Raw genomic sequence first — 26,237 nt, 5'->3', positions numbered from 1 at the left:
CAATGGACACGAAGGAGAATCAGCGCCGCGGCTGCCCAACATTCGTGTCCATTCGTGTGCATTCGTGGATATGCACCGATTGGGATGATCCGCACGGTCTTCAGACCGGGTAACCGCGAAAGGCGCGAAAGGAACGCGAAAACGGGCGGTGGGCGACGCCGGGGCCGCAGTCGAGACCCAGCGGGCGGCCACCTCGGATTTTCGCGTTTGTTCGCGTACTTCGCGGTTGGTTCGGCCGGTGATCCGTCAATTCCAAGGCAGCGGGTAACCACGAATGGACTCGAATGGACACGAAGGAGAAGCAGCGCCGAGGCGGCTCCTTATTGAACGTCTCTCCTCGCGGTCGCGCCCCGGGGTGCGGACCGATTTGGGAGGAAGAGAAAGAGGAAGAGGAAGAGAAAGACCGCGCCGACGGGGCGGCGCGGGGCTGCCCCCTCTTTACGCCGCCGCGACAGCGGCGGCGTTACCAGACCAGCAGGCCGCCGGCGAAGGTCAGGCCGGCGCCGACGGAGCAGAAGATGATCTTGTCGCCGTCGTTGAAGATGCCCTCTTCGGCCGCCCATCCGAGCGCCATCGAGACGCTCGCCGCGCTCGTGTTGCCGTATTTCGAGATCGTCATCACGAAGCGGTCGTACGGGATCCCGACGCGGCGGCTCACCGCCTTGAGGATGCGCTCGTTCGCCTGGTGCGGCACCACCCACGCGATGTCCGCCGGCTTCAGGTTCTCCCGCGCCAGCGTCTGCTCGATCTGCTGCGCAAACGCGATCACCGCATGCTTGAACACCGCAGCACCGTCCATCTGCAGGTAAAAGTGCTCGAGATCGCCACCCGTCCCATTTGGCCACGGCATACGGGCGCCGCCACCCGGACGCTGGATCGACTCGAACTGATTCGCGTCGCCCGAAAGCGCCATCCGGTGCAACCGGTGCCCGCCCGCGCCACCCGTCAGGATCGCCGCGCCCGCGCCGTCACCGAACAGGAAGGCCGTGTCGTGGTCCTCGGGATTCGTGATGCGCGACAGGAGCTCCGCAGTCACCACGATCAGGTTCTTCGCCGAACCGGAACGGATCAGCGAGCGCCCGACCTCCAACGCGTAAAGCCAGCCCGAGCAGGCCGCGTTCAGGTCAAAGGCCAACGCGTGCGGAATCCCCAGCCGCCGCGCCAGGCTGCTGGCGGCCGACGGCACCGGCTGATCCGGGATGATCGTGGCCATGATGATGCCGTCGATCTGATCGACCGGCATATTTGCCTGAGCCAGCGCATGATGCACGGCCTGAGCCGCCAAATCGGTGGCGGACTCATTCTCGGACGCGTAACGGCGTTCCTTGATTCCAGTCAGCCGCACGATCTCGTCCTCGGTGCGGTCAGGGAAGGCCTTCAGAATATCGCGGTTGGCGCGGATGTTCGCAGGAACAGCGTGGCCAACGCCGGCAATGCAGACGGTCTCGGACATAGGATTAGGCGAGCAGACAAGCCGCCCAGCCGACCGCCGTCCACTACGATTTCCGAGACGCGAGGTAGCGGGTGACGTCGTCACCTGAAACCCGCCCACCTGGTCCAGTTGCCTCAATGTCGGTGATTTGCGTGTGATCGAGGCCGGCTTCCTGAGCCAGTTTCACGGCGCGGGGGGTCCAGACGAGCGCGGCGGCCGGCATGGGGGCTGCGGCGGGCGCGGTAGCGCCGCCGGCCTTCGCCGTGGCCTTCGATTCGAGGTGCCGGAGGGAGGCGTCCGCCGTCTCGATCTGCAGGAAAGGTGCGCCGGAGGCGATCACGTCGCCGGCCTTCACGAGCACGCCGCGGATGGTGCCATCGCAGGGGGCCTCGAACTCGAACACCGACTTGTCGCTTTCGAGTTCGGCCAGCTTCTGACCCTTCTTCACGGCCTCGCCGGGCTGGGTCTTCACCGCGATCACGGTCAGCTCATTCACGGTGGCGCCCATGGAGGGCATCGGAACATCGATCAGGAAGGTATCCATCTGAGTGGCGGCGAAGTGTGGGGTTGGAACGCAGTCGGTCAAGAGGCGGCAAAACCGAGTGAACGAGGGAGCAAGGGGGATATTCCCGTGGATCGAAAACGTGCGGATCGTCCAAACCGGTGGTTAACCACGAAGGCACACGAATGGACACGAATGTTGGGCTGCCGCGGAGCTGGTTCTCCTTCGTGTCCATTCATGGTTAACACCTGTCTTCGAATTGTCGGGCACCGGACTACCGATCCCAGGCGGATGAAACCGCGAACGACGCGAACCCCACGCGAAAACCCGCGGTGCTCGGCCGCGCTGAGCCTCGATCACGGCCGCAGTGCCGCCCACCGCCAGATTTTCGCATCTTTTCGCGCCATTCGCGGTTACCCGGTTTGAAGACCGTAGCCTGTCCGACGGCCGGACCTGCAACGTTCCAACTTGCCCACCTGCAACCGCGGCACGCTCCAGTGCGCCGGCGCCGCCCGACGCCTCCGAAATCTTAAACCTTCGACCTTAATACCTTAAACAGCGCCGCGCTTCACCGCGGCGCTCACAGCGAGGCAGGAATCGACGAGGGCCGGCAGTTCCGCGAGCGGGATCATGTTGGGACCGTCGCTGATCGCGTTGGCCGGGTCAGGATGCGTTTCCAGGAAGAGGCCGTCGGCGCCGGCCGCCAGCGCGGCGCGCGCGAGCGGCGGCACGAATTCGCGCTGGCCAGAGCTCTTGCCCCCACCGGCGCCCGGCAGCTGCACGCTGTGCGTTGCATCGAAAACCGTCGGATAGCCGTTCTGCCGCATGATCGCGAACGAGCGCATGTCCACCACCAGGTTCTGGTAGCCGAACGTGGTCCCGCGCTCGGTCTGCCAGATTTCCTTCGCCCCGCCGTCGCGGAGCTTGCCGGTGACGTACGGCATCTCCTGCGGCGAGAGAAACTGGCCCTTCTTCACGTTGACGACACGACCGGTCGCGGCGGCGGCGAGCAGGAGGTCGGTCTGGCGACACAGGAAAGCGGGGATCTGCAGCACGTCGCAGACCTCGGCGACCGGGGCGGCCTGGGCGACATCGTGGATATCGGTCAGGACCGGAAAGCCGTACTCTTTCTTGATGAGCGCGAGCAGGGCGAGCCCTGCCTCCATCCCCGTGCCGCGCGGGCCGGCGAGCGAGGTGCGGTTGGCCTTGTCGAACGACCCCTTGAAGACGATGTGCAGCGCGGGCCGCGTCCGACGCAGCTCGGCCAGCGTCTCGGCCACCGTGCGGCAGACGCGTTCGTTCTCGAGCGAGCACGGGCCCGCGATCAGGAGCAGCTTCTCAGGTTGGAACAGCATATCCGAAGACCGCAGAGCGAATACGCCCGAGGCGTCGAGGGGAAGCCGCGAGTTGACGCAGACGGCGCGGACGCGCGCCCGCACGCGGGCCATGCGCGCGTGGGTAAGGAGTAAGGTTTAAGGTTAACCACCAATCGGGACGATCCGGACGGTGTTCAAACCGGGTGAACCGCGAAATATGCGAAAGAGCCGCGAAAATCCGCGGTGGGCGGCGCCAAGGCCCCAGTCGAGGCTAAGCGGTCGATCACCCCGAATTTTCGCGTGGGGTTCGCGTCGTTCGCGGTTTCTTTGCCGAGATCCGTTAATTCCAAGGCAGCGGGTAACCACGAATGGACACCAATGGACACGAAGGAGAATCAGCTCCGCGGCGGCTCCTCATTCGTGTTCGTTCGTGTGCATTCGTGGTTATGCACCGGTTTGAACGACGATGTTCAAACCAAGTGAACCGCGAAATGCGCGAAGGAGACGCGAAAATCCGCGGTGGGCGGCGCCAAGGCCTCAGTCGGGGCTAAGCGGTCTTCGCGGGGGTTCGCGTCGTTCGCGGTTTCTTCGGCCGCGACCGGCTCAGCGCCGCTTACGGGCGGGGCGCTTGGCCGCTTTGGCGGTCGCTTTGTCGGCGGTCGCGGCGGGCTTGGTCGCGCGCTGGCACTTCAGCGTGGCGGCGATGAAGGCGGCGAAGAGCGGATGCGCGCGGTTGGGCTTCGACTGGAACTCCGGATGCGCCTGCGTGCCGAGGAACCACGGATGGCCCTTGAGCTCCACGATCTCGACCAGGTTGCGGCGCGGATTCACGCCGCTGACGATCAGCCCGGCGCGCTGCAGTTGGCCCACGTAGGCGTTGTTCACCTCGTAGCGGTGGCGGTGGCGCTCGCGGATGTTCTCCACGCCGTAGGCCTTCGCGGCGAGGGTGCCGGGCGTGAGCGCGCACTCGTAGCTGCCGAGCCGCATCGTCGCGCCTTTATCCACGATCTTCTTCTGCTCCTCCATGATCGCGATCACGGGGTGCTCGGCCTTCGGATCGAACTCGGTGCTGTTGGCGCCGGCGAGCTTCAGGACGTTGCGGGCAAACTCGATCACCGCGATCTGCAGGCCCAGGCAGAGCCCGTAGTAAGGGACCTTGTTCTCGCGGGCGTATTTCGCAGCCGCGATCTTGCCCTCGGTGCCGCGGTCGCCGAACCCGCCCGGCACCAGGATGCCGTCGAGCCCCTTCAGGAGCGAGAGCCCGCCCTTGCGCTCGAGGTCCTCGGCATCGATGCGGCGGACGTTCACCTTGCAGTTGTTGGCGATGCCCGCGTGCGTGATCGACTCGTACACGGATTTGTAGGCGTCCTGCAGCTCGATGTACTTGCCGACGACGCCGATCGTCACCTCGTGGCGCGGCGTGAGCAGGCGGCGGACGATCTCGACCCAGATGTTCTTCGCCGGGGGCGGATTCTTGAGCCCGAAAAGATCGAGGACCAACTGGTCCAGCCCCTCGGCCTGGAGCGCCAGCGGCAGCTCGTAGATCGAGTGCTCGACGTCGCGGCACTCGACCACGGCCTTCACCGGCACGTTGCAGAAGAGCGAAAGCTTGTCGCGCAGGTCGGCGTCGAGCGGACGCTCCGTGCGGCAGACGAGAACGTGCGGCTGGATGCCGATCTCGCGCAGCTTCGCGACGGACTGCTGGGTGGGCTTCGTCTTCAACTCGCCGGCGGCGGCGACGTACGGGACGAGGGTGACGTGGATGAAGAGCACGTCCTTGGGGCCAACCTCGAGGGCGAACTGACGCATCGCTTCGAGGAACGGCAGGCCCTCGATGTCGCCCGTGGTGCCGCCGATCTCGGTGATGAGGATGTCGGCATCCTTCCCGCCGGCGTAGATGCGGTCCTTGATCTCGTTCGTCACGTGCGGGATCACCTGGACCGTCTTCCCGAGGTAGTCGCCGCGGCGCTCCTTCTGGATCACGGCCTCGTACACCTGGCCGGAAGAGAGGCTGTTCAGGCGCGACAGCTTGCCGCTGGTGAACCGCTCATAATGGCCGAGATCGAGGTCGGTCTCCGCGCCGTCCTCGAGCACATACACTTCGCCGTGCTGGTACGGGCTCATGGTGCCCGGGTCGACGTTCAGGTACGGATCGAATTTCTGAATTCGAACCGTAAGTCCGCGCAGCTCCAGCAAGGCGCCCAGCGCCGCCGCCGTGAGTCCTTTGCCCAATGAGGAAACGACGCCCCCCGTGACGAAAATGTATTTCACGGGGGGACAGGTTGACCGGCCGGGTTTTTGCCGTGCAAGCCTAACTTCGATTTTGCAGCCCAACCGCCGGAGATTTGCCGCTTGCCGCCACACCAGCCGCTGCCGTACGCGCGCGAGGGCGAGTTGGCGCCGCGAGCCCGCCCGCTCACCGACTCTCGAAGAACATCCTCACCGCAACGATGATCCCGCCGGCCAACACGAGGATGATCACGAGCCAGATCACCCACTTGAGCAGCTTGCCGAATAACCAGAGCGCCAGCGCGGCAAGAAACGCCCCCAACAGCACCACCAGCCATGGCGGGTAGCCGTGGAAAAGCCCCTCCGAGCCGGACGCCGCACCCGCCGCCTTACTGATCTCCGCGAGAAGCACGGCCCCACAAAACGACCGCCTTCGCCGCCTCCAAGGAAAATCTCCCGCCGGCCACTTCATCGGAAAATGAAATTGCACCCTCCCAAGCGCCTCGTCCTCCTGCTGCTGTGCAATCGAAACCTCAGCTCCTCGCCTGGCTCACCTGCGATGGCGTCCACATCGACCCAGGATCGGGGAAGCACACGATTCTCGGCATCTTTTCGAACATCCAGGCACGTCATTTCCCGGTGACGCACCCGTTCATGATCTGGTTCCTGACGATCACCGACTGCGCGCCGGGCCAGCATAAGTTGCGGATATCCATGGGTCTGGATAACGAGCAACCCCGCCCGCTGCTGGAACGGCCCTTCGAGTCCCAGAGCCCGCTGCACCGGATCAACCTCATCAACGAGATCCGCAATCTCACCTTTCCTCAGGCCGGCGAATACTCCCTCCTCATCGAGATCGACGAGGAACCCATCCTCGCCACGAACCTTACGGTGACCGGCTGACCCACGCGTCGACCCCGCGCGTCTTTCTCCGCTTTCGTTTCGGTCCGCTCCCGCTTTCCGCTTCGCCATGCCCAGCTTCGATCTGATCGGTGTCGGTTCTCCCATCATGGACCTGCTCGCGCGGGTCACGGACGATTTTCTGGCCCGCAACGTGGCCGGCGAGAAGGGCGGCATGGTCCTGGTCGATGCCACTGAGATGCAGCGCATCCTGGGCCTGCTCGAGGGCGAACCGGCCTACGCGACCGGCGGCTCTTCGGCCAACGCAACGTACAACGCAACCCGGCTGGGCCTGCGCACCACATTCCTCGGCAAGCTGGGCAACGACGAACTCGCCCGCGTTTACCGTCACCGTTTCCAGACGATCGGCGTCGACACCAGCCGCTTCAAGACCGGCTCCGTCCCCAACGCCCGCTGTCTGGCCCTGGTGACGCCCGACGCCCAGCGCACGCTCCGCACCGACTTGGGCGCGGCGATGACGCTCGCGCCGCAGGAGATCACCGCGGCCGACTTCCGCGACTGCCGCCACGCCCACATCGAGGGCTACCTGGTGTTCAACCGCGCGCTCGCCGAGGCCGTCCTCAGCGCCGCCCGCGCCGCCGGCTGCACCACCAGCATCGATCTTTCCTCCTTCGAGATTGTGCACGACGCGCGCGCCTGGATCTTCGCGCAGCTGCACAAGGGCATCGACGTGGTTTTCGCCAACGAAGACGAGATCCGCGCCCTGTTTGAGGACCAGACGTCCGACTTCCCCACCCTCGCCCGTCGGCTCGCGAGCTATGGTGTCCTCGCCGCGGTCAAGGTCGGCCGCGACGGCGCGTGGATCGCCCAAGGCAACGACCTCCACCGCATCGAGCCCGTCGCCGTCGCCAACGTGATCGACACGAACGGCGCGGGCGACTCCTGGGCGGCCGGCTTCCTCTTTGGCTACCTGCGCGGCTGGCCGCTGCCGGCCTGCGGCGCCGTCGCCTCGCTCCTCGGCGCCGAGACCGTGATGCACCTGGGCCCGATCATCCCGCAGACGCACTGGGAGCTGCTGCTGCCACGCGCGCTCGGGCTCGGACCGCGCGCCAACGCCGCCCGCTGACGCGGAGGAATGGATCCGGCCGGACCGCCCTCGGGCCACCGTCCCGGTACGCTGCCGTCCACGCGGTCTTCGACTGTCCCGCGCCGCCGCCGCGGCTCGGTTCGTGTCCGCGTCGACGTCTCGGGAACCGTACGTCGCCGAATTTCGGTAATCTCCGCCACGCGCCGGTTTTCGGCTGGAAGCGATCTGCATTATTCATAGATCAACCAACGACAACGGCGCGTCCGTGCGTCCCCTGAAACAGACTACCCCGCCTGTTTCCGCACCCCAGCCCCATCCGCCGACACGTTTCGCCCTGCTCGTAACCGGCCGATGCGACTGAGCGCCGCCGTTCGTTTCCGCTGCTGCTGCTTTCTTTCCGCTCACCTCCTTTCCCCGCTGGCCATCCCGGAGCCGCGGAGCGTTTGAGCGCCCTTCGCGGCTCCCCTCGGCTGCGCACCCCGCCGCTTCGATCGTGCGGTGTCTCCGCCGTATGGCGCTTCCGTTCTTCGTCCTGCCCCCAATGAAACCTAACCCACCCAGCTCAGTCGTACGCCGCGTTCTACTGGCGATCGCCGCGTGCTTCGTGTTCGCCACCGCCTCGTTCGCCCAGACCGCCCCCGCCGCCACCGGCACCGTCGCGGGACGCGTGCTCAACACCACCAACGGCATGTACCTCAACAACGCCCAAATCAGCATTGAGGGCACACTCCGCTCCACCGTCACCAACGAGTACGGCGACTTCCGATTGACCGACCTGCCCGCCGGCGACGTCCGCCTCAAGGTATTCTACACCGGCCTCGCCCCGCAGACCGTCACCGTCCGCGTCCTCCCCGGCCAGACGGTGCAGCAGGATGTGCTCCTCGCCGCCACCGGCGAGGCGTCCGACGTCGTGAAGCTCGACGAGTACACCGTCGCCGCCGCCCGCCCCGCCAACGCCGCCGACATCGCGGTGAACGAGCAGCGCTTCTCGGCCAACATCAAGAACGTCGTCGCCGCCGACGCGTTCGGTGACGTCACCGAGGGCAACATCGGCGAGTTCGTGAAGTACCTCCCCGGCGTGACGGTCGACTACGTCGCCGCCGATGTGCGCACGATTTCGGTGCGCGGCTTCGCCGACAACTTCACGTCCGTGAGTGTGGACGGCGCCCGCACCGCCAGCGCGGCCTCCGGCAGCTCCATCCGCACCTTCGAGCTGGAGCAGGTTTCCATCAACAACGTGTCCCGCGTCGAGGTGACGAAGGAGCCCACGCCCGACATGCCGGCCGATGGTCTTGGCGGCGCGGTGAATCTCGTCAGCCGCAACGCGTTTGAGCAGGGCAAGGCCACCTTCCGCTACCGCGCGTACCTGTCGTTCAACAACGAGGACACGAAGGCGTTCTCGTCCACCCCCGGGCCCGGCACGGAAAAGACCTACAAGGTGCTCCCGGGATTCGACTTCAACTACGTCCTCCCGCTCTCGAAGACGCTCGGCATCGTGGTGAACGGGCTCACCTCGAACCAATTCAACGAACAGCACCGCTCGCAGCCGACCTGGCGCATGAGCGGCGCCGGCTCGTCCCTCACCGCCCCGTACCTGCGGCAGTACCAGATGCAGGACGGCCCCAAGAACACCTACCGCGACTCCGGCAGCATCAAAGTCGACTGGCGCATCACCCCGACCCAGGTCCTCTCCGCCAGCGTGCAGGCGAATTATTACCACTCGTTCTTCGGCAACCGGAACCTCAACTGGGACGTCGGCAGCAACAACGTGCCCTCCCCCGCCACCGGCGTCGCGCTCACCTACGGACCCGATTTCACCGCCGGCGCCACGGGCCGCGGCTCCGTCAGCCAGGGTGCCGCCTTCCGCGACAAATACGGCCGGCTCACGGCGCTCGCGCTGACGTACCGCTACACCGACAACGGCTGGGAGGTGAACAGCAACGCCAACATCTCCGTCTCCAAGTCCTGGTACCGCGACCTTGAGCGCGGCCATTTTTCGGGCCTGAACACCACCCTGGTCGGCGTCTCGCGCGTCAACTACGACGGCATCAGCCCGGAGCGGCCCGCGAAGCTCACCGCCCTGAATGCCAGCGGTGTCGAACTCAGCCCGTATGATCTCGGCAACTACCGCGTGACCACGCTGCGCACCCAGCCGCTCGACGCCAAGGACCAGTTCAAGAACTTCCAGCTCGCCGCCAAGCGCGAGCTCGGGGCCCTGAAGTTCCCGGCCTCGATCAAGCTCGGCTACGACGTCCGCCGGCAGGACCGCGACATCCGCCGCTACCAGTCCGACATCACCTACGTCGGCCCCGATGGCGTCGCCAACTCCGCCGACGACGGCGCGGCGCAGTACCTCGACACGATCTACTTCAACGAAGACCCAAGCTGGGGCTTCCCGTCGATTCAGTGGGCCGACCCATACAAGCTCGCGGACCTCTATCGCACCAAGCCGGCCTACTTCTCGCTGACCACCGCGCAGGCGGCCACGACCGAGAAGTTCCGCATCGGCAATTCGCAGCGCTTCCGCGAGACCGTGCACGCGCCCTTCCTCCAGCTCGAGGCCACGCTGTTCGACAACCAGCTGCGCGTTGTCACCGGCGCCCGTTACGAGCGCACCGAGGACGTGGGGCTCGGCGCCCTCGTGGATCCGCGCAACGCGTTCAACAACGACGGCTCACGGCGCACCGAGGCCGGGGCCGTCGGCTCCGTCCAGGAGGTCTGGATCACGCGCCGCGAGCGCGGTTTCAAAGCCGAGAAAAGCTACGGCGCGCTGTATCCGAGCCTCCACCTCACCTACAACATCCGGGAGAACTTCCTGGCCCGCTTCGCCTACGCCCGCACCCTCGGCCGCCCCGATTTTGGCAACATCCTCCCAAGCGTGCGCGTAAACGACACCAGCGCCGCCGACAGCTCCGACGGCCTCGGCAGCATCCCCGCCATGACGGTCATCGCCACCAACCCGAACCTGAAGCCCTGGCAGGCCGACAGCTATGACGCCTCGCTCGAGTACTACTTCCCGAAAGGCGGCGTCGTCTCAGCCGGCGGGTTCTACAAGGAGATTTCCAACTTCTTTGGCACAACCAGCACGCTGCTCACGGCCGCCGACGCGGCGGAGTTTGACCTCGATCCCGCCTACGTCGGCGTCCTCACGCTGCAGCGTTCCGTGAACATCGGCTCGGCCAAGGTCTCCGGCGCCGAGTTCAACTACACGCAGTCGCTCGCGCTGCTCCCCTGGTCCTGGGGGCGGTATTTTACCCTGAGCGCCAACGGCACCTCCCTGCACCTGCAGGGCCCGAACAACGCGGACTTCAACCGCTTCGTGCCCCGCAGCGGCAACCTGGGCCTGACGTTCAGCAAGAAGCCCTTCGTCGTAATGGTGAAATGGAACTACCGCGGGCGGCAGCGGAACAGCCTCCAGTCATCCACCGGCACCAACGTGTACGAGTACTACGATTCCCGCACGAACCTCGACGTGAACTTCGAGTACACGTTCAGCAAACGCTTCGCCTTCTTCGCGAACGCCCGCAACATCCTGAACACGCCGCAGGTGCTTGAGCGTTACGCCACTGAGACCCCCGGCTACGCCCACCTGTACCGCGCCGAAGAATTCGGCATCCAGTTCGCCCTCGGCGTCCGCGGCACGTTCTGACCTCCGGGCGTCTGCCCACTCCGGGTCTTACTCTTGCTCCTACTCTTTCTCTTTCTCTCCCACTGCGGCGGGTCGGCGAGAGCGACTGGCAGCGGCTTTGAGAGTAAGAGAAAGAGGAAGAGTAAGAGAAAGCGGGGGCAGACGAGTAGGAGCAAGAGAAAGACCCGGCGGGACAGGCCCCAAATCTTCCGCTTCAGTCCTTCAGCGTTCAGCCCTTCAGCCTTCTCTTCCTTCAGCGTTCAGCTTTCAGCCCTTCAGCCTTTTTGGCCTCCGCCGTCGACTCGCCCACCACCAGTAGCGGCGCAATCGTCCGCACCACGGGCCGGGGGCGCAGCGGTTTGCCGAGCTGCGAGATCAGCACCTCGGCCGCCTCCTCGACGGTCGTATCGATGTTCTGATCCACCGTCGTGAGCGTCGGCCACGTCATGTGGCAGATATCCTGGTTGTTGAACCCGGTCAGCGAGACATCGCGCGGCACCTTCAGCCCCGCCTCCTGGAAGCCGCGGAGCGCGCCAATCGCGATCTCGTCGTTGTAGCCGAGGAACGCCGTCGGCCGGCCGGGGTGGCGCACAAAGCTCCCCGCCAGCGCCCGCCCGTAGTCGAAGTCGTTGCGTCGCTCGTGCAGGTGATCGAGCGATACGACGCACGCGTCGAAATCCAACCGGCGGTCGCGCAATGCGGTGTGAATTCCCGTCAGCCGGTCGATCCGGCTCGTCGGTCCCTTCGTCACGCCGAGCAGACCGAATCTCCGGTGGCCCAGGTCGTACAGGTGCGCGACCACGGCCTCCATGCCCGCCGCGCGATCGAGCGTCACCGTGTTCGCCCCTTTCAGCCCATAGTGGTCGATGACGACGTGCGGCGTGCCTGCCGCCGTGAGCTCGGCGATGCGCGCCTCCATCTCCTCGCGGTGAAAATGGCCGATGAACACCACCGCCTCGACCCGCAGCGACTGGAAGTGCCGCACCACGTCCCGCCCCGCGCCTGGCGTGAACACCTCGATCAGTGAGGAGAACCCGCGCATCCGCAGCACCCGCTGCAGCACCGCCAGCTTCCGCACCGCCGGCGGCGTCGCCAGGTCCTCCATGCAGATGCCGATCATCGAGGTGCGCTTGCCTTTCAGGTGCACCGCATGCGCGTTGGGGGTGAACCCGGTCTCTGCCAGCGCCCGCTGCACGCGTTCGATCGTCTTCGCCTTGAGCCCCGGCTGGCCGTTCAGGACACGGGAGACCGTCGTGCGCGCCAGGCCGACATGGCGCGCAAACTCAGCGGTGGAACGAATCACGGGACACGTTTTCAAGTTGGAGCTCCGGTGGAGACGGAAGCGGCGTAGTAAGGTTGCCCCCCAGAGGTGTCAACGGCGCCCGCCGCGCCGCGCACCGCCGCGAGCCGGAGTTCGGTCGGAACGAGGGACAATCCACTTGACGCGGACACGTGTCCGCCTTGGTTGTGGGCGCTTTCCCCGCCAATCCCCCGACCACCATGCTCAAGCCGACATTCTGGTGGGCCCTCGCGTTCGCCGCGGGCCTGTTTTCCTCCGCTGTTGCCCAGCCCAAGCCGACCGTCTTCAACCCCGCCGACTTCGGCGCGGTGGGTGACGGCCGCACCAACAACACCGCGGCCTTCGCCAAGGTCATGGCCGCGTGCGCCAGCGCCGGCGGAGGCACGGTGTGGGTGACGCCCGGCAAGTACGTGACGGGGTCGATCGAGCTGGTGGACAACGTCACCCTGCACCTCGATGCCGGCGCCGAGCTGCTCTACAGCGGCAACGCCTCTGATTCTCCGGTCGTTCCCTCCCGCTGGGAGTGCACCAACGTCTTTACGTACGCGCCGCTGATCTACGCCAACGGCCGGCATAACATCGCCATCACCGGCCGCGGCACGATCAACGGCCAGGGCTGGAACTGGTGGTGGCGCGGAGGCCGGCGCCAGCCGCCCGCGGGCATCACGCCCATCGTCGATCAGGCCGCCGCCCGCGAGGCATGGCGCACCGCCTACGCGCGCATCGAGGCCGGCGAGAAACTCACCGCGGATGACTTCAAGGTCGCCAAGGAGTTTCTCCGTCCGTCGCTCGTCGGCATCTACAACTGCAAGAACGTCCTCGTGGAGGGCGTCACGCTCTTCAAGTCGCCCATGTGGATGCTCCACCCGGTCTACTCCGACGACATCGTCGTCCGCGGCGTCCGCTTCGTCTCCGCCGATCCCGAGGGCCAGCCCACGCCGGAAGGTGAAGGCGGCAACGGCGACGGCGTTGACATCGACTCCTGCCGCAACGTCCGCATCAGCGACTGCTTCTTCACCACCAGCGACGACTGCATCGTCATCAAGTCCGGCCGCGATAACGACGGCCTGCGCACCAACCGCCCGACCGAGTACATCACCATCACCAATTGCGTGATGTACAAGGGCCACGGTGCGGTCGTCATCGGCAGCGAGACCTCCGGCGGCATCCGCAACATCACCGCCAGCAACATCGTGTCGGTGGGCACCGACGTCGGCGTCCGTATCAAGAGCATGCGCGGGCGCGGCGGCGTCATGGAGAACTTCCGCTTCGACAACTGGGTCATCGAGGATGCGCAAAAGACGGCCCTCGAGATCACCATGCGCTACGGCAAGTCGGCCGAGGCGCCCGTCAGCGAGAAGACCCCGCTCTTCCGCAATTTCAGCTACAGCAACATGACGATCGTGAACGCGAAGAAGGTCGCGACCATCGAGGGGCTCACCGAGCGCTCCGTCCAGGAACTCCGGTTCAGCGACATCAACGCCACCGGCACCGCCGGCTTCATCGGCGACCACGTCGACGGCATCAAGCTCCAGAACGTGGCCGTCACCGCCGCCAAGGGCAGCGCCATCGCGTTCGACTCCGCCCAGGGAGTCATGCTCGACGACGTCACCCCGCTCGCGAAGGACGGCAAGTCGCCCTCCGTCGCGTTGAGCAACACGAGCGACGTTTTCGTCCGCGGCAGCCGCGCCCCGCAGGGCACGGGCACTTTCCTTCAGGTTGCGGGTCAGTCGTCCGCCCAAATCATGCTCACGGCCAACGACCTCGGCGCCGCGACCACGGACGTGGCCCTCGTCGAGGGCGCGACCGCCGCCGCCGTCACCAAAAAGTAACTCTTTCCCACCGGCCGCCCCGGTCTGCCCGAGGCGGCCGCACTGTTCCTTCCCACCTACCCTGAGACGGCCCACGCGCCTCGCGCGCGGGGCCGCTGGCTGCTGCGCGGCGCCCGCTCCCCGGCGTGCGCAGGCGAACCGTTTGTATCGACAGCCTGCGTGTCGCTCCCACGCCGCGATCATCCCGATCCCGGCCGCGCCATGCGGGCCGCCGCTGCACTACCCCCATGCAAACCCACACCATGCTGCGCCGCGCGTGCTTCCTGCTCGCGGCCTTCGTCACGCTCTGCGGCGTGGCGTCAGGACAGACCTCCACGGGCTCCATCCAGGGCCGCGTGCTCGATGCCGCCACCAACCGGTACCTCAACAACGCCCGCGTCACCGTCAGCGGCACCAACGTCTCGGCGTTCACCAACGAATATGGCGAGTACCGGATCCACAACCTCCCGCCGGGCGAGGTGAGCCTCGATGTCTTCTACTCCGGCTTGCCGCCGCAAAACGTAAAGGTCCAGGTGCCGGCCGGCCAGGTCATCACCCAGGACGTCTCCCTCGGCCGCGCCGCCGACCAGCCCATCGTGCTGGAGGCCATGACCGTGAAATCCGGCCGCGAGACCAACCTCGCCGCCATCGCCGTCAACGAGCAGCGCTTCGCGCCGAACATCAAGACCGTGATCGAGAGCGACGCCTTCGGCGATGTGGCCGAGGGCAACGTCGGCGAGTTCCTGAAGTTCCTTCCCGGCGTCACGGTCGACTACGTCGCGGCCGACGTGCGCACCGTCTCCGTCCGCGGCTTCGGCGCCCAATTTTCCTCCGTGTACGTCGACGGCTTCCGCATGGCCAGCGCGGCGTCCGGCAGCGCCATCCGCGCGTTCGAGTTTGAGCAGGTCTCGATCAACAACGCCGCCCGCATCGAGGTGGCGAAGGTGCCCACCCCGGCGATGCCCGCCGACGCCTTGGGCGGCTCCGTGAACATGATCAGCAAAAACGCGTTCGAGCGCGAAGGCGCGCAGTTCAACTACCGCGCCTACGTGAACTTCAACAGCGAGGATCCCAAGCCGTTCGACAAGTCCCCCGGCCCCAGCAAGAAGCCGACCTACAAGGTTCTCCCCGGCGCCGACTTCGACCTGACGCTCCCGCTCTCCAAGAACGTCGGCCTCGTCGTCACCGGCCTCACCTCGAACCAGTTCAACGAGCAGCACCGTTCCCAGCCGCAGTGGAACTACGCGCAGGGCGGCGGCACGTACACGCCGACCGGCGGCGGCGCCGTCACGCTGCCCACCGCCACCGCGACGAACCCGTACCTGCAGCAGTACCAGATGCAGGACGGCCCCAAGAACTCGTTCCGCGATTCCTTCAGCGCCAAGGTCGACTGGCGCATCTCTCCCGAGTCCACTTTCTGGGCGGGCTACCAGTTCAACTGGTATCACTCCTTCTTCGGCAACCGTAACCTCACTTGGGAGGCCGGCACCAACGGCGCCCCGACCACCGCCGCCGGCACGCCCCTCGCCTGGGGCCCCGGCTTCACCGAGAGCGCCAGCGGCCGCGGCTCCGTCCGGCATGGCACCTCCTTCCGCGACAAGTACGGCCAGGCCAACGCGCTCCTCGCCAAGTATCGCTACAACGGCCGCACCTGGGAGTTTGACGCCGGCGCCGGCTACTCGACCTCGAAGAGCTGGTACCGTGACACCGGCGACGACCATTTCTCCGAAGTGCGCACCACGCTGCAGGGCGTGTCCCGGGTCCTCTTCTCCGACTACCGCGAGGACCGCCCCAACACGATCCGGGCCGTCACCGCCGCCGGCGCCGACATCGACCCGTACAACCTGGCGAACTACCGGCTGAATACCGTGCGCTCCAACCCGCTCGACGCCCGCGACGAGTTCACCAATGCCCACGCCAACGTCGCGCGCGAGCTGAACTTCCTCCCCTTCACCGCGAAACTCCGCGGCGGCATCGACGTGCGCCGCCAGGACCGCGATATCCAGCGGTACGACACGACGTGGAACTTCGTCGGGCCCGACGGCGTCGCCAACTCGGCCGATGACAATGCCGCCACGTTCCTCGATGAGAGCTACGGCCCGTATTCGGGCTGGGGCTTCGACAACGTGCAATGGCCCTCCCCCCACGCGCTGTACGACGCGTTCAAGAACACGTCGGCGTGGTTCGTCCAGACCGCCGACCAGGCGCGCAACGCCGAGCGCTTCCGCATCCAGAACTCGCAGCGGCTGCGCGAGACCATCTCGGCCGCCTACCTCCAAGCCGAGGCCAAGCTGCTGAACAACCGGCTGACGCTCGTCGGCGGCGTGCGCTTCGAGAAGACCGAGGACCGCGGCAACGGTCCGCTCACGCCCACGCCCGGTCTTACCCTCGCCGACGTCCGGGCCAACTGGCGCGAACGCGGCCTGCACGTCGACGAGTCGTACGACGGCTACTACCCGAGCCTCCACGCCACGTACGAGATCACGCCGGACCTTCTCGTCCGCGCCGCGTATGCCGCCACCCTCGGCCGCCCCGACTTCGGCAACATCCTGCCGCTCGTCCGCGCCAACCTCACCTCGACCCAGGCCAACGACGGCGTCGGCGACCTCGATCCCGGCCTCATCCGCTACAACAACACCGAGCTGAAGCCGTACGAGGCCGACAACTACGACGTCTCCCTCGAGTACTACTTCCGCAACGGCGGCCTCGCCAGCGTGGGCCTGTTCCGCAAGGACATCGATGGCTTCTTCGAAACCCGGCAGCGCGCGGCCACGCTGGCCGATTTCACCGCGCTCGGGCTCGACCCGTCGCTCATGGAGCCCGGCGTCAACTACGTCGTCGCGTCGACCTTCAACTCGGCCAGCATGGCGCGCATTACCGGCGTGGAATTGAACTTCCGCCTGCCGCTGACGTTCATCCCGCGGTTCGGCGAGTACCTGACCTTCTTCGCCAACGCGACGAAGCTCGACCTCGACGGCTCCGCCCAGGCCGACTTCCGCGGGTTCATCGAGGAGTCCGCCAACGCCGGCATCACCTACAGCCGGAATCCGCTCACGCTCCGGATCAACGCGAACTTCCGCGGCCGGCAGATCAACTCCCCGCAGGGCGGCGGCGTGTATGGGACCGGCGCCGGCTTCAACGAGTACTACGCCGCCCGGGTGAACTTCGACGTCAACGTCGAGTACCGGCTCAGCCGCAAGCTCGCCCTCTTCGGCAACGTGCGGAATATCTTCAACGAGCCGCAGGACCTCGAACGCTATAACAGCGTCTCACCCGGCTACGCCCGGCTCTACCGTCGCGAGAAGTTCGGCGCCCAGATCACCCTCGGCGTGAAAGGCACCTTCTAGACGAGCCAAGGCTGAAAGCTGAAGGCGGAAGGCTGAAGTCAGAGGGAAACCTTTGGCGGTGTCAGTCTTCCGTCTTCATTGCGTCGGCCCCCGGCCAGATCGGCCTCGGCCGGCCCCCAGATTCAGGTTTCAGCTTTCAGCTTTCTGCCTTCCGTGTTTGATCACAGCTCCCCATGAAACTTCGTCACCTCGCCCTCCTGCCTCTCCTGCCGCTCGCGGCACTGGCCGCGGACAAGTTCACCGTCACGGTGACCCACTCTCTCGATATTGCCCGTCCCTCGGAAATGATCGCCGTGCCGTGGACCGAGGTGAACAAGGCGATGCCTGGCGCGCTCCTCCAGAAGATCACGGTGCGCGACGCCTCCGGCCGCGCCCTGCCCTACCAGGTCACCAACGTGGCGCCGCTCGCCAAGGATCCCAAGGGCGAGGGCCTCGCCTACGGCGAACTCCTTTTCCAGCACGACTTCGCCGCGGGCGAAAAATCCGCCACCTTCACCGTCGAGCGCAGCAACGACGTGACCCAACCATTTCCGGTCAAGGCCTTCGCCCGGTATGTGCCGGAACGACTCGATGACTTTGCGTGGGAAAACGACCGCCTCGGCCACCGCACCTACGGTCCTGCGCTCGCCGCCCCCGACCCAACCAAGAAGAAGGAGGTCCTCGTCACCAGCGGCCTCGACATCTGGTGCAAGCGCGTCGAGTACCCGATCGTCGACCGTTGGTATAACAAGGGCCACGACCATTACCACAAGGACGAGGGCGAAGGCATGGACATGTACCAGGTCGGCACCACCCGCGGTTGCGGCGGCACCGGCGTCTGGGACGGCTCCAAGCTGTTTGTCGGCCAGAACTACACCTCCTGGAAAGTCATCGCCAACGGCCCGATCCGGGCGGTGTTCGAGCTGACCTACGCCCCCTGGGACGCCAACGGCGTCAAGGTTTCCGAGGTCAAGCGCTTCATCGTGGATGCCGGCCACAACCTCGATGTCATCGAGAGCACGTTCACGTTCGAGGGCGCTCCCGAGCTCACCGTCGCCGTCGGCCTCAACAAGAACAGCGGCGACAAGGGCCAGGCTGGCCAGTCCGAGATCACCACGAAGCAGCCCGAGGGCTGGCTCGCCCAGTGGGAACTGCAAAAGAGCAACGGCGAACTCGGCACGGCCATCATCATTCCCGGCGCCGAGATGCAGGGCTTCGCCGACGACAACGTGAACCGGCTCGTGCTCGCCAAGGCCAAGTCCGGCCAGCCCGTGCGCTACCTCGTGGGCGCCGGCTGGACGCGCGCCGGCCACTTCACCTCGCGCGCCGCCTGGGAAGCCTACGTCGCCGCCGAGGCCGCCCGCGCCCGCTCGCCAATCAAGGTGACCGTCGCGGCGCAGTAACGCCGATCACTCGTCCCCCAACGCTCGCGCGCCTTCGCCGGCCGCGAGCTTTTTGCTGCCCGTTTTCGTCGCCGGGCACTGCGCGTCGGACGGTCCGGCGTAGTCCGGACCTGCGTGCGTCCGCGGGCGACCGTTAGCTTCTCCCGGTCGCGCTTGCGGCACGGTCCTGACCGTTCGCTCCGGGTTCGTTCCGGAAGTTTAGCCGTGCGCCTCCATTCAATCCGTATTAGCCATCTGCCCTCCATGAAGCTCCATTACTTCCCTTCGCCCGAAGCGACGAACACCCTCTCCACCGACGAACTTCGCGAGCGGTTCATGATTAATGGGCTCATGCAGCCCGGCGCCGTCACCGCCCACTACACCGATCTCGATCGCATGATTGTCGGCGCCGCGGTTCCGACCACGTCCGCGCTGCCCCTGCCCAACGCCAAGGAAACCGGCACGAGCTACTTCCTGGAGCGCCGCGAAATCGGCATCCTCAACATCGGCGCCCCCGGCACCGTGCGCGTCGGCAACACCGCCTACGAACTCGCCAACCTCGACTGCCTGTACATCGGCCTCGGCGAGAAGAACGTCACCTTCGAGACGAAGGCTGGCGGCCAGGCGCAGTTTGCCTTCTTCAGCACCCCCGCCCACGCCAAGCACCCGACCGCCCTCTCGCGCCGCGCGGACATCCGCACCGACCCGATCGGCGACCCGGCCAAGGCCAACCGCCGTCGCATCAACCGCCTCATCCATCCGGACGGCATCAAGAGCTGCCAGCTCGTCATGGGCTTCACCGAGTTCGAGCCCGGCAGCGTCTGGAACACGATGCCCGCCCACACCCACAGCCGCCGCACCGAGATCTACCTGTATTTCGACATGGGCGACAACGTGGTCTTCCACTTCATGGGCGAGCCCACCAAGACCCGCCACCTCGTCATCCGCGACCGTGAGGTCATCCTCTCGCCCGCGTGGTCCATCCACTGCGGCGCCGGCACCGGCGCCTACCGCTTCATCTGGGCCATGGGCGGCGACAACCAGGTGTTCTCCGACATGGACGCCGTGCCCATGACTGAACTGAAGTAACCCCCGATTTTCCTCCCAACATGAGTTCAATCCTCGACAGCTTTAAACTGAACGGAAAGACCGCCCTCGTGACCGGCGCCGCCCGCGGCCTCGGCCAGGGGATGGCCCTCGCGCTGGCCGAAGCCGGCGCCGACATCGTCGCCGTCGACATCCTCCCGGCCGACGACACCCGCAAACAGGTCGAGGCCATGGGCCGCAAGTGCGCCACCCTCGCCGCCAACCTCAGCGACCGCAGCGCCATCGGCACCGTCGTCGAGGAGGCCAAGAAGTTCTCCAGTCACCTCGATATCCTCGTGAACTGCGCCGGCATCATCCGCCGCGAGGACTTCGACAAGTTCAGCGAGAAGGACTGGGACGACGTGATGGGGATCAACATCAACGCCGTGTTCTTCCTCAGCCAGAAGTTCGTGCAGGCCGCCCTCGCCCGCCAGGGCAAGGCGAAGATCATCAACATCGCCTCGATGCTCTCCTTCCAGGGTGGCATCCGCGTGCCGTCCTACACCGCCTCCAAGAGCGCGGTCCAGGGCCTCACGCGCCTGATCGCGAACGAGATGGCCAGCAAGGGCATCAACTGCAACGCGATCGCCCCCGGCTACATGGCGACCGACAACACCGCGCCCCTGCGCGCCGATGCCAATCGCTCCGCGTCGATCCTCGATCGTATCCCGGCCGGCCGCTGGGGCACCCCGGACGACCTCAAGGGCGCCGTGGTCTTCCTCGCGTCCCCCGCCTCGGACTACATCAACGGCTACACCATCGCCGTCGACGGTGGCTGGCTCGCGCGCTAAGCGCCCCGCCCCGCTTCGCAACTTCAGGCCGGTCCTCGCGACCGGCCTTTTTTGTGCCCGGCGCTGACGGGACGGAGATGGAGGCGACGACGGATTGGGAGAACGAGAAAGAGAACGAGTCTTCCGCGCCCATCCCCTTGCCCCGCTGGCGCCCAAAAACAAAACGGCGCCAGATTCGCATCCGGCGCCGTCAGTCATCCGATCGGCCGTCGTCAGTGCGGCCGCGAGCGGTCGCGGGTCACACGCGCCAGCTCTGCAGGATGCGGATGTAGTTCGCGCGTTCGAAGGCGGAGGGATCCGGGCAGCGGCGATGGTTCATTGCGCCGCAGAGCTGCTCGACACTCTCGTACCCGTGCTCGGTCAGCCAGTGCTCCATGCCGTTGAGCAGGGTCGTGATGAAACGCGGGCCGTGCTTCAGCAGCGCCGACACGATCTGCACCGTGTGCGCGCCGGCGAGCACCGCCTTCACCGCGTCTTCCGGCGAGTGCACGCCGCCGCTCGCGGAGAGCGAGCCCTTGACGTGCGGCGAAACGATCGCGAGCCAGCGCAGACGGAGCAGCAGCTCCGAGTTGTCCGACAGCTTGAGCTGCGGCAGCACCTCGAGGTCCTCAAGGTTGAAGTCCGGCTGGTAGAAGCGATTGAAGAGCACCACGCCGGACGCCCCCGCGCCTTCAAGCTCGAGCACGAAGTTGGCCAGCGAGGTGTGGAACGAGGAGATCTTCACGGCCACGGGGATCTTCACCGTCGAGGTGACGCTCCGCACCGTCTCGACCATCCCGGCCTCGATCTGCGCGGCCTTCTGCGTCGGATCCGTGACCAGCTGGTAGAGGTTCAACTCCAGGGCGTCGGCGCCGGCATCGGCGATCCGCTTCGCGTACTCGGTCCAGCCGCCGGGGCGGCTGCCGTTCAGCGAACCGATCACCGGGATGCTCAGCGTCTTCTTCAGGTGCTCGAGCTGCTTCAGGTAGTGATCAGGTGTCAGCTGATACTCGGAAAACGCGGGAAAATACGAACTCGCTTCCGCACTGCTGTCGGCGGAGGACTCCAGATGATGGACCAGCGCCCGCTGCTCGGCGATGATCTGCTCTTCGAACAGCGACCGCATCACAATGGCGGCCGCGCCCGCGTCCTGCAGCTGGCGGGCGACGTAGGCGGTGTCGCAATAAGGCGAGGCGCCGATGACCAGCGGGTTTTGGAGCGTCAGTCCGAGATATTTGGTGGTGAGGTTCATGGGGAGGTGGAGTGTGCCCGGGCCCCGAAGGGCCCGGTCCCAGGAGCTCGTCCGGGCGGCTGGATTACGCTCGGCCGAGGCAGGGAAAAAGGAAAGCGCGAACGCGAGTGGGAAGGCGGCCCGCAGGCCGCCGCGGCCGGGAGCCTAACGAATACACCCCGCGCGCTGGATCGCTTCCGAGGAAGCGATGGAACCCAGGCGGCGGGGTGTACGAGCTGGCTTCACCGGCCGGCTATGCTGGCTTAGTTGCTGGCGAGCCGGTTGGTCGGAGCGGGCTTGGGCGCGGCAGCCGGAATGGCCGCGGTGCCCGGGGCGATCGACGGCGGCAGCACCGGAGCGGGCTGGCCGTTGCCGGCGGGCTTGCCGGCCGAAGCCAGGTGCTGGTACAGCGCGAAGTGCTGCTTGACCTGGGCCTGGGCCTGGTTGGCAAGCTCCTCGGCGCGGGCCGGCGCGATGTTGCGCAGGATGCCGAACCGGGTCTCGTTCGCCATGAACTTGGCGAGCTCAACCTTCGGCGCCGCCGAGTCGAGCCGCAGCGGGTTCTCACCCTTCGCCGCCAGACGCGGGTCGTAGCGGAACAGCGGCCAGTAACCGGAATCAACCGCGAGCTTCTGCTGCTCGAGGCCGCGTTCCAGCTGGTAGCCGTGCGCGATACAGTGCGAGTACGCGATGATCAGGGCCGGACCGTCGTAGGACTCCGCCTCGCGGAAGGCATTCACCGTCTGCGCGTCCTTCGCGCCGAAGGCGATGCGGGCGACATAGACGTGGCCGTACTGCATGGCGATCAGCGCGAGATCCTTCTTCGCGATCGACTTGCCGCCGGCGGCGAACTTCGCGACCGCGCCCATCGGCGTCGACTTCGAAGACTGGCCACCGGTGTTGGAGTAAACCTCCGTGTCCATGACGAGGACCTTGACGTTGGCGCCGGAGGCGAGGACGTGGTCCAGGCCGCCGTAGCCGATGTCGTACGCCCAGCCGTCGCCACCGAGGATCCACACCGTCTTGCGCACCAGGTCGTCGGCCACCACCAGCAGCCGGGCCGCCTCATAGCCGGTCGCGCCGCGGAGCGCTTCCTTCACCGCCACCACGCGCGTGCGCTGGGCGGCGATGCCGGCCTCCGTCGACTGGTCGGCATGGAGGATCTGGTTGACCAGGTCCGGACCCACGCGGGCCGCCAGCTTCTGCAGCAGTTCGCGGGCGGTCTTGGCGCGCTGTTCGACGCCGAGGAGCAGACCGAGACCAAACTCGGCGTTGTCCTCGAAGAGCGAGTTGCACCAGGTCGGGCCGCGGCCGTTGCTGTCCTGGCAATAAGGCGTCGTCGGCAGGTTGCCGCCGTAGATGGACGAGCAGCCCGTCGCATTGCCGATGGTGATGCGGTCACCGAAGAGCTGCGTGAGCAGCTTGATGTAGGGCGTCTCACCGCAGCCGGCGCAGGCGCCGGAGAATTCGAACAGCGGCGTCAGGAACTGCGTGCCCTTGACCGTCGCGATATCGAGCTTCGTGCGGTCCGGATCGGGCAGCTTGGTAAAGAAGTCCCAGTTCGCGCGCTCGGTCTCGAGCAGCGGGGGCTGGGCCACCATGTCGATGGCCTTGTGCTTCGGGTTCGTCTTGTCCTTGGCCGGGCAGACCTGGACGCAGATCGAGCAGCCGGTGCAATCCTCGGGCGCGACCTGCAGCGTGTACTGCATGCCAGGCATGTCGGACGACTTGAACTTCGTCGCCGCGAAGGTCGCCGGCGCGCCGGCCGCCGCCTCGGGCGTGTAGATCTTGGCGCGAATGGCCGCGTGCGGGCAGACCATCACGCACTTGTTGCACTGGATGCAGATCGAGGAGTCCCACTTCGGGATCTCGAGCGCGATGTTGCGCTTCTCGAACCGGGCCGTGCCCGTGGGCCAGATACCGTCGAGCGGGATCGCGCTCACCGGCATGAGGTCGCCCTCGTTGGCCAGCAGGCGCGCGGTGATCTCCTGCACAAACTTCGGCGCGTTGGAGTAGGACGGCGGCACGCTTGCGACGGCATCGACGTCGACCGTGGCGGGGATCTTCACCTCGGCCAGGCCGGCGAGCGACGCATCGACCGCGGCGTAGTTCATCTTCACGATCTGCTCGCCCTTCTTGCCGTAGGTCTTGGCGATCGACTTCTTGATCTGCGTGATCGCCTCGTCCTTCGGGAGGACCCCGGACAGGGCGAAGAAGCAGGTCTGCAGCACGGTGTTGGTGCGGCGGCCCATGCCGGTGTCATGCGCGACCTTGGTCGCGTCGATGACGAACAGCCGGAGCTTCTTCGTGATGATCGTATTCTGCCAGTCGCGCGGGAGCTGCTTCCAGGTCTCTTCGGGCGAGTGCGGCGAATTCAGCAGCACGGTCGCGCCCTGCGCGGCGAACCCGAGCACGTCAGCGCGGCCGACGAAGCTGAACTGGCTGCACGCGACGAAGTCGCCGCGATGAATGAGGTACGGCGCCTTGATCGGCCGCGGGCCGAAGCGCAGGTGCGAGACCGTCATCGAGCCGGACTTCTTCGAGTCGTACACGAAGTAGCCCTGCGCAAAGTTGTCGGTCTGCTCGCCGATGATCTTGATCGAATTCTTGTTCGCGCCGACGGTGCCGTCCGCGCCCAGGCCGACGAACACGCAGCGGCGCACGTCGGAGGCCTCGAGATCGAAGTCCGCGTCAAACGGCAGCGAGGTGCCGGACACGTCATCGGTGATGCCGATGGTGAAGTGGTTGAGCGGTTCCCACTGGTTCAGGTGCTGGAAGACCGCGCGGACCATGCCCGGGGTGAATTCCTTCGAGCCCAGGCCGTAGCGGCCACCCACGACGCGCGGCGAAACCGCGAGCGGGTTGCGGCCTTCGGCCAGCGCGCCGACGACATTGAGGTACAGCGGCTCGCCCATGCAGCCGGGCTCCTTCGTGCGGTCGAGCACCGCGATCGCCTTCGTCGTCTTCGGCAGCGCCGCGAGGAAGGACTTCACGTGGAACGGGAGGAACAGGCGCACGCTAAGGACGCCCACCTTCTCACCCTTCGCGGTCAGCCAGTCGACCGTCTCGCTGATCGTGTCGATGCTGCTGCCCATCGCGATCACGACGCGCTCGGCTTCGGGGTGACCGTGATAGTCGAACAAGTGGTAGGACCGGCCGGTGGCCGCCTTGAACTTGTCCATGATGTCCTGCACGATCCCGGGCAGCTTCTCGTAGAACGGATTCACCGCCTCGCGACCCTGGAAATACACGTCGGGATTCTGCGCCGTGCCGCGGAGGGTCGGCTTGTCCGGCGTCATCGCCCGGGCCTGGAAGGCCGTGATGTCGTCCTGATCGATGACCGCACGCAGCTGGTCATCCGACAGGCGGGCGATCTTCTGCACTTCGTGCGAGGTGCGGAAACCGTCGAAGAAGTGGATGAACGGCACGCGCGAACGCAGGCTCGCCGCGTGGGCGACCAGCGCGAGGTCGTGCGCCTCCTGCGGCGAGTTGCTGCAGAGCAGCGCGCAACCCGTGGCGCGGCAGGCCATCACATCCTGGTGATCGCCGAAGATCGACAGACCCTGCGCGGCCAGCGCGCGGGCGCTGACGTGGCAGGTGAACGGCAGTAGCTCGCCCGCGATCTTGTACAGATTCGGGATCATGAGCAGCAGGCCCTGGGACGCCGTGAAGGTCGTCGTCAGCGCGCCGGTCTGCAGACCGCCATGCACCGCGCCGGCGACACCGGCCTCGGACTGCATTTCGACGATCCGGGGCACTTCGCCCCAAAGATTCTTCTTACCCTGGGCGGCCCACTCGTCGCAGGTCTCCGCCATCGGCGACGACGGCGTAATCGGGTAGATGGCGATCAGCTCGTTGAGCCGGAAGGCCACGGATGCCACGGCATCGTTGGCATCGCAGGTAAAATAGTCGTTGGACGACGGGCGATTAGGCATGTGCGTGAAAGAGCAGACGTTTTCCGCGATAAAGCGGAACCAGTGTGCCACCCGGGGGGGCATGGGACTACGCAGCCGTTGCCATTCGCGGTGCATGAATTGCGCGCTGACCGCCAGCCGTGTCTGGACAGTCAAGTTCAGAGGGAAAACCGCGTCACGCGCCGCTCTGTCACGCGAATCATTCGGGCCGTCCGCCGGCCAAAAACCGCACAGCCGCGCACACGTGTCCGCACGGCCCGCCGCACGCCTTCACACCCCGGAGCAAGCCGCTTGCTGCCGCATTCGCCCCCGCGAGGTCCGCCGACCAACGTTTCCGTCGGCTGCGTCCCCACCCGTCCCGC

At 66.3% G+C, this 26,237-nt stretch carries 16 protein-coding genes; 8 read left to right on the top strand and 8 right to left on the bottom strand.

The window, feature by feature from the left end; genetic code table 11:
* Nucleotides 1-463 precede the first annotated feature (463 nt).
* The 5 genes from DB354_RS15560 to DB354_RS15545 form a co-directional block, all read right to left on the bottom strand.
* Nucleotides 464-1,453 (bottom strand): ketoacyl-ACP synthase III, encoded by a 990-nt coding sequence (locus DB354_RS15560; RefSeq protein ID WP_233256657.1) that lies wholly within the window; start codon nucleotides 1,451-1,453, stop codon nucleotides 464-466.
* A 43-nt stretch (nucleotides 1,454-1,496) separates the two neighbouring features.
* A complete protein-coding gene (locus DB354_RS22725) occupies nucleotides 1,497-1,976 on the bottom strand; it encodes a biotin/lipoyl-containing protein (RefSeq protein WP_233256656.1) in 480 nt (159 codons plus the stop codon).
* A gap of 509 nt (nucleotides 1,977-2,485) precedes the next feature.
* The gene (gene kdsA, locus DB354_RS15555; RefSeq protein ID WP_107836580.1) at nucleotides 2,486-3,289 is read right to left on the bottom strand and encodes a 3-deoxy-8-phosphooctulonate synthase; all 804 of its coding nucleotides are present in this window, start codon (nucleotides 3,287-3,289) and stop codon (nucleotides 2,486-2,488) included.
* A 564-nt stretch (nucleotides 3,290-3,853) separates the two neighbouring features.
* The gene (locus DB354_RS15550; protein WP_107836545.1) at nucleotides 3,854-5,521 is read right to left on the bottom strand and encodes a CTP synthase; all 1,668 of its coding nucleotides are present in this window, start codon (nucleotides 5,519-5,521) and stop codon (nucleotides 3,854-3,856) included.
* 145 nt (nucleotides 5,522-5,666) lie between these two features.
* A complete protein-coding gene (locus DB354_RS15545) occupies nucleotides 5,667-5,891 on the bottom strand; it encodes a hypothetical protein (protein WP_107836544.1) in 225 nt (74 codons plus the stop codon).
* A 107-nt stretch (nucleotides 5,892-5,998) separates the two neighbouring features.
* Here DB354_RS15545 and DB354_RS15540 point away from each other — a divergent pair, with 107 nt between their 5' ends.
* The 3 genes from DB354_RS15540 to DB354_RS15530 all read left to right on the top strand — a co-directional run bounded on the left by DB354_RS15540 (nucleotide 5,999) and on the right by DB354_RS15530 (nucleotide 11,076).
* Complete coding sequence (locus tag DB354_RS15540; RefSeq protein WP_107836543.1) at nucleotides 5,999-6,382, top strand: hypothetical protein; 384 nt, start codon at nucleotides 5,999-6,001, stop codon at nucleotides 6,380-6,382.
* A 67-nt stretch (nucleotides 6,383-6,449) separates the two neighbouring features.
* A complete protein-coding gene (locus DB354_RS15535) occupies nucleotides 6,450-7,466 on the top strand; it encodes an adenosine kinase (RefSeq protein WP_107836542.1) in 1,017 nt (338 codons plus the stop codon).
* A 502-nt stretch (nucleotides 7,467-7,968) separates the two neighbouring features.
* Entirely contained in the window at nucleotides 7,969-11,076 is a 3,108-nt protein-coding gene (locus DB354_RS15530; RefSeq protein WP_158277561.1) for a TonB-dependent receptor, read from the top strand.
* 232 nt (nucleotides 11,077-11,308) lie between these two features.
* On the opposite strand, the gene DB354_RS15525 is transcribed toward DB354_RS15530, so the two are convergent.
* Entirely contained in the window at nucleotides 11,309-12,358 is a 1,050-nt protein-coding gene (locus DB354_RS15525) for a LacI family DNA-binding transcriptional regulator (RefSeq protein WP_158277560.1), read from the bottom strand.
* A 197-nt stretch (nucleotides 12,359-12,555) separates the two neighbouring features.
* On the opposite strand from DB354_RS15525, the gene DB354_RS15520 reads away from it, so the two are divergent.
* The 5 genes from DB354_RS15520 to kduD all read left to right on the top strand — a co-directional run bounded on the left by DB354_RS15520 (nucleotide 12,556) and on the right by kduD (nucleotide 20,751).
* Entirely contained in the window at nucleotides 12,556-14,187 is a 1,632-nt protein-coding gene (locus DB354_RS15520) for a glycoside hydrolase family 28 protein (protein WP_107836539.1), read from the top strand.
* Between the two features lie 227 nt (nucleotides 14,188-14,414).
* A complete protein-coding gene (locus DB354_RS15515) occupies nucleotides 14,415-17,513 on the top strand; it encodes a TonB-dependent receptor (RefSeq protein ID WP_107836538.1) in 3,099 nt (1,032 codons plus the stop codon).
* Between the two features lie 173 nt (nucleotides 17,514-17,686).
* Nucleotides 17,687-18,895: a DUF4861 family protein gene (locus DB354_RS15510; protein WP_107836537.1), complete on the top strand. Its 1,209-nt coding sequence runs from the start codon at nucleotides 17,687-17,689 to the stop codon at nucleotides 18,893-18,895.
* A 243-nt stretch (nucleotides 18,896-19,138) separates the two neighbouring features.
* Nucleotides 19,139-19,963, top strand: a complete 825-nt coding sequence (gene kduI / locus DB354_RS15505) for a 5-dehydro-4-deoxy-D-glucuronate isomerase (protein WP_107836536.1) — start codon at nucleotides 19,139-19,141, stop codon at nucleotides 19,961-19,963.
* Nucleotides 19,964-19,983: 20 nt separating this feature from the next.
* Nucleotides 19,984-20,751, top strand: coding sequence for a 2-dehydro-3-deoxy-D-gluconate 5-dehydrogenase KduD (gene kduD, locus DB354_RS15500; protein WP_107836535.1), 768 nt, complete (start codon nucleotides 19,984-19,986; stop codon nucleotides 20,749-20,751).
* 238 nt (nucleotides 20,752-20,989) lie between these two features.
* Here the strand turns inward: kduD and DB354_RS15495 are convergent, their stop codons facing one another.
* Nucleotides 20,990-21,982: a dihydroorotate dehydrogenase-like protein gene (locus DB354_RS15495; protein WP_107836534.1), complete on the bottom strand. Its 993-nt coding sequence runs from the start codon at nucleotides 21,980-21,982 to the stop codon at nucleotides 20,990-20,992.
* 242 nt (nucleotides 21,983-22,224) lie between these two features.
* Entirely contained in the window at nucleotides 22,225-25,896 is a 3,672-nt protein-coding gene (gene nifJ, locus DB354_RS15490) for a pyruvate:ferredoxin (flavodoxin) oxidoreductase (protein ID WP_107836579.1), read from the bottom strand.
* Between the last annotated feature and the right edge of the window lie 341 nt (nucleotides 25,897-26,237).

The organism is Opitutus sp. ER46, from assembly GCF_003054705.1.
Lineage (GTDB): Bacteria > Verrucomicrobiota > Verrucomicrobiia > Opitutales > Opitutaceae > ER46.
Note: the sequence above shows the minus strand (reverse complement) of the source record. Positions and strands in the feature narration are given on the sequence as shown.

Excerpts from the sequence above, each read along its gene's own strand:
- DB354_RS15560 (WP_233256657.1), bottom strand. The coding sequence starts at position 1,453 with ATGTCCGAGACCGTCTGCATTGCCGGCGTTGGCCACGCTGTTCCTGCG.
- DB354_RS22725 (WP_233256656.1), bottom strand. The coding sequence starts at position 1,976 with ATGGATACCTTCCTGATCGATGTTCCGATGCCCTCCATGGGCGCCACC.
- kdsA (WP_107836580.1), bottom strand. The coding sequence starts at position 3,289 with ATGCTGTTCCAACCTGAGAAGCTGCTCCTGATCGCGGGCCCGTGCTCG.
- DB354_RS15535 (WP_107836542.1), top strand. The coding sequence starts at position 6,450 with ATGCCCAGCTTCGATCTGATCGGTGTCGGTTCTCCCATCATGGACCTG.
- DB354_RS15530 (WP_158277561.1), top strand. The coding sequence starts at position 7,969 with ATGAAACCTAACCCACCCAGCTCAGTCGTACGCCGCGTTCTACTGGCG.
- DB354_RS15520 (WP_107836539.1), top strand. The coding sequence starts at position 12,556 with ATGCTCAAGCCGACATTCTGGTGGGCCCTCGCGTTCGCCGCGGGCCTG.
- DB354_RS15515 (WP_107836538.1), top strand. The coding sequence starts at position 14,415 with ATGCAAACCCACACCATGCTGCGCCGCGCGTGCTTCCTGCTCGCGGCC.
- DB354_RS15510 (WP_107836537.1), top strand. The coding sequence starts at position 17,687 with ATGAAACTTCGTCACCTCGCCCTCCTGCCTCTCCTGCCGCTCGCGGCA.
- kduI (WP_107836536.1), top strand. The coding sequence starts at position 19,139 with ATGAAGCTCCATTACTTCCCTTCGCCCGAAGCGACGAACACCCTCTCC.
- kduD (WP_107836535.1), top strand. The coding sequence starts at position 19,984 with ATGAGTTCAATCCTCGACAGCTTTAAACTGAACGGAAAGACCGCCCTC.
- DB354_RS15495 (WP_107836534.1), bottom strand. The coding sequence starts at position 21,982 with ATGAACCTCACCACCAAATATCTCGGACTGACGCTCCAAAACCCGCTG.
- nifJ (WP_107836579.1), bottom strand. The coding sequence starts at position 25,896 with ATGCCTAATCGCCCGTCGTCCAACGACTATTTTACCTGCGATGCCAAC.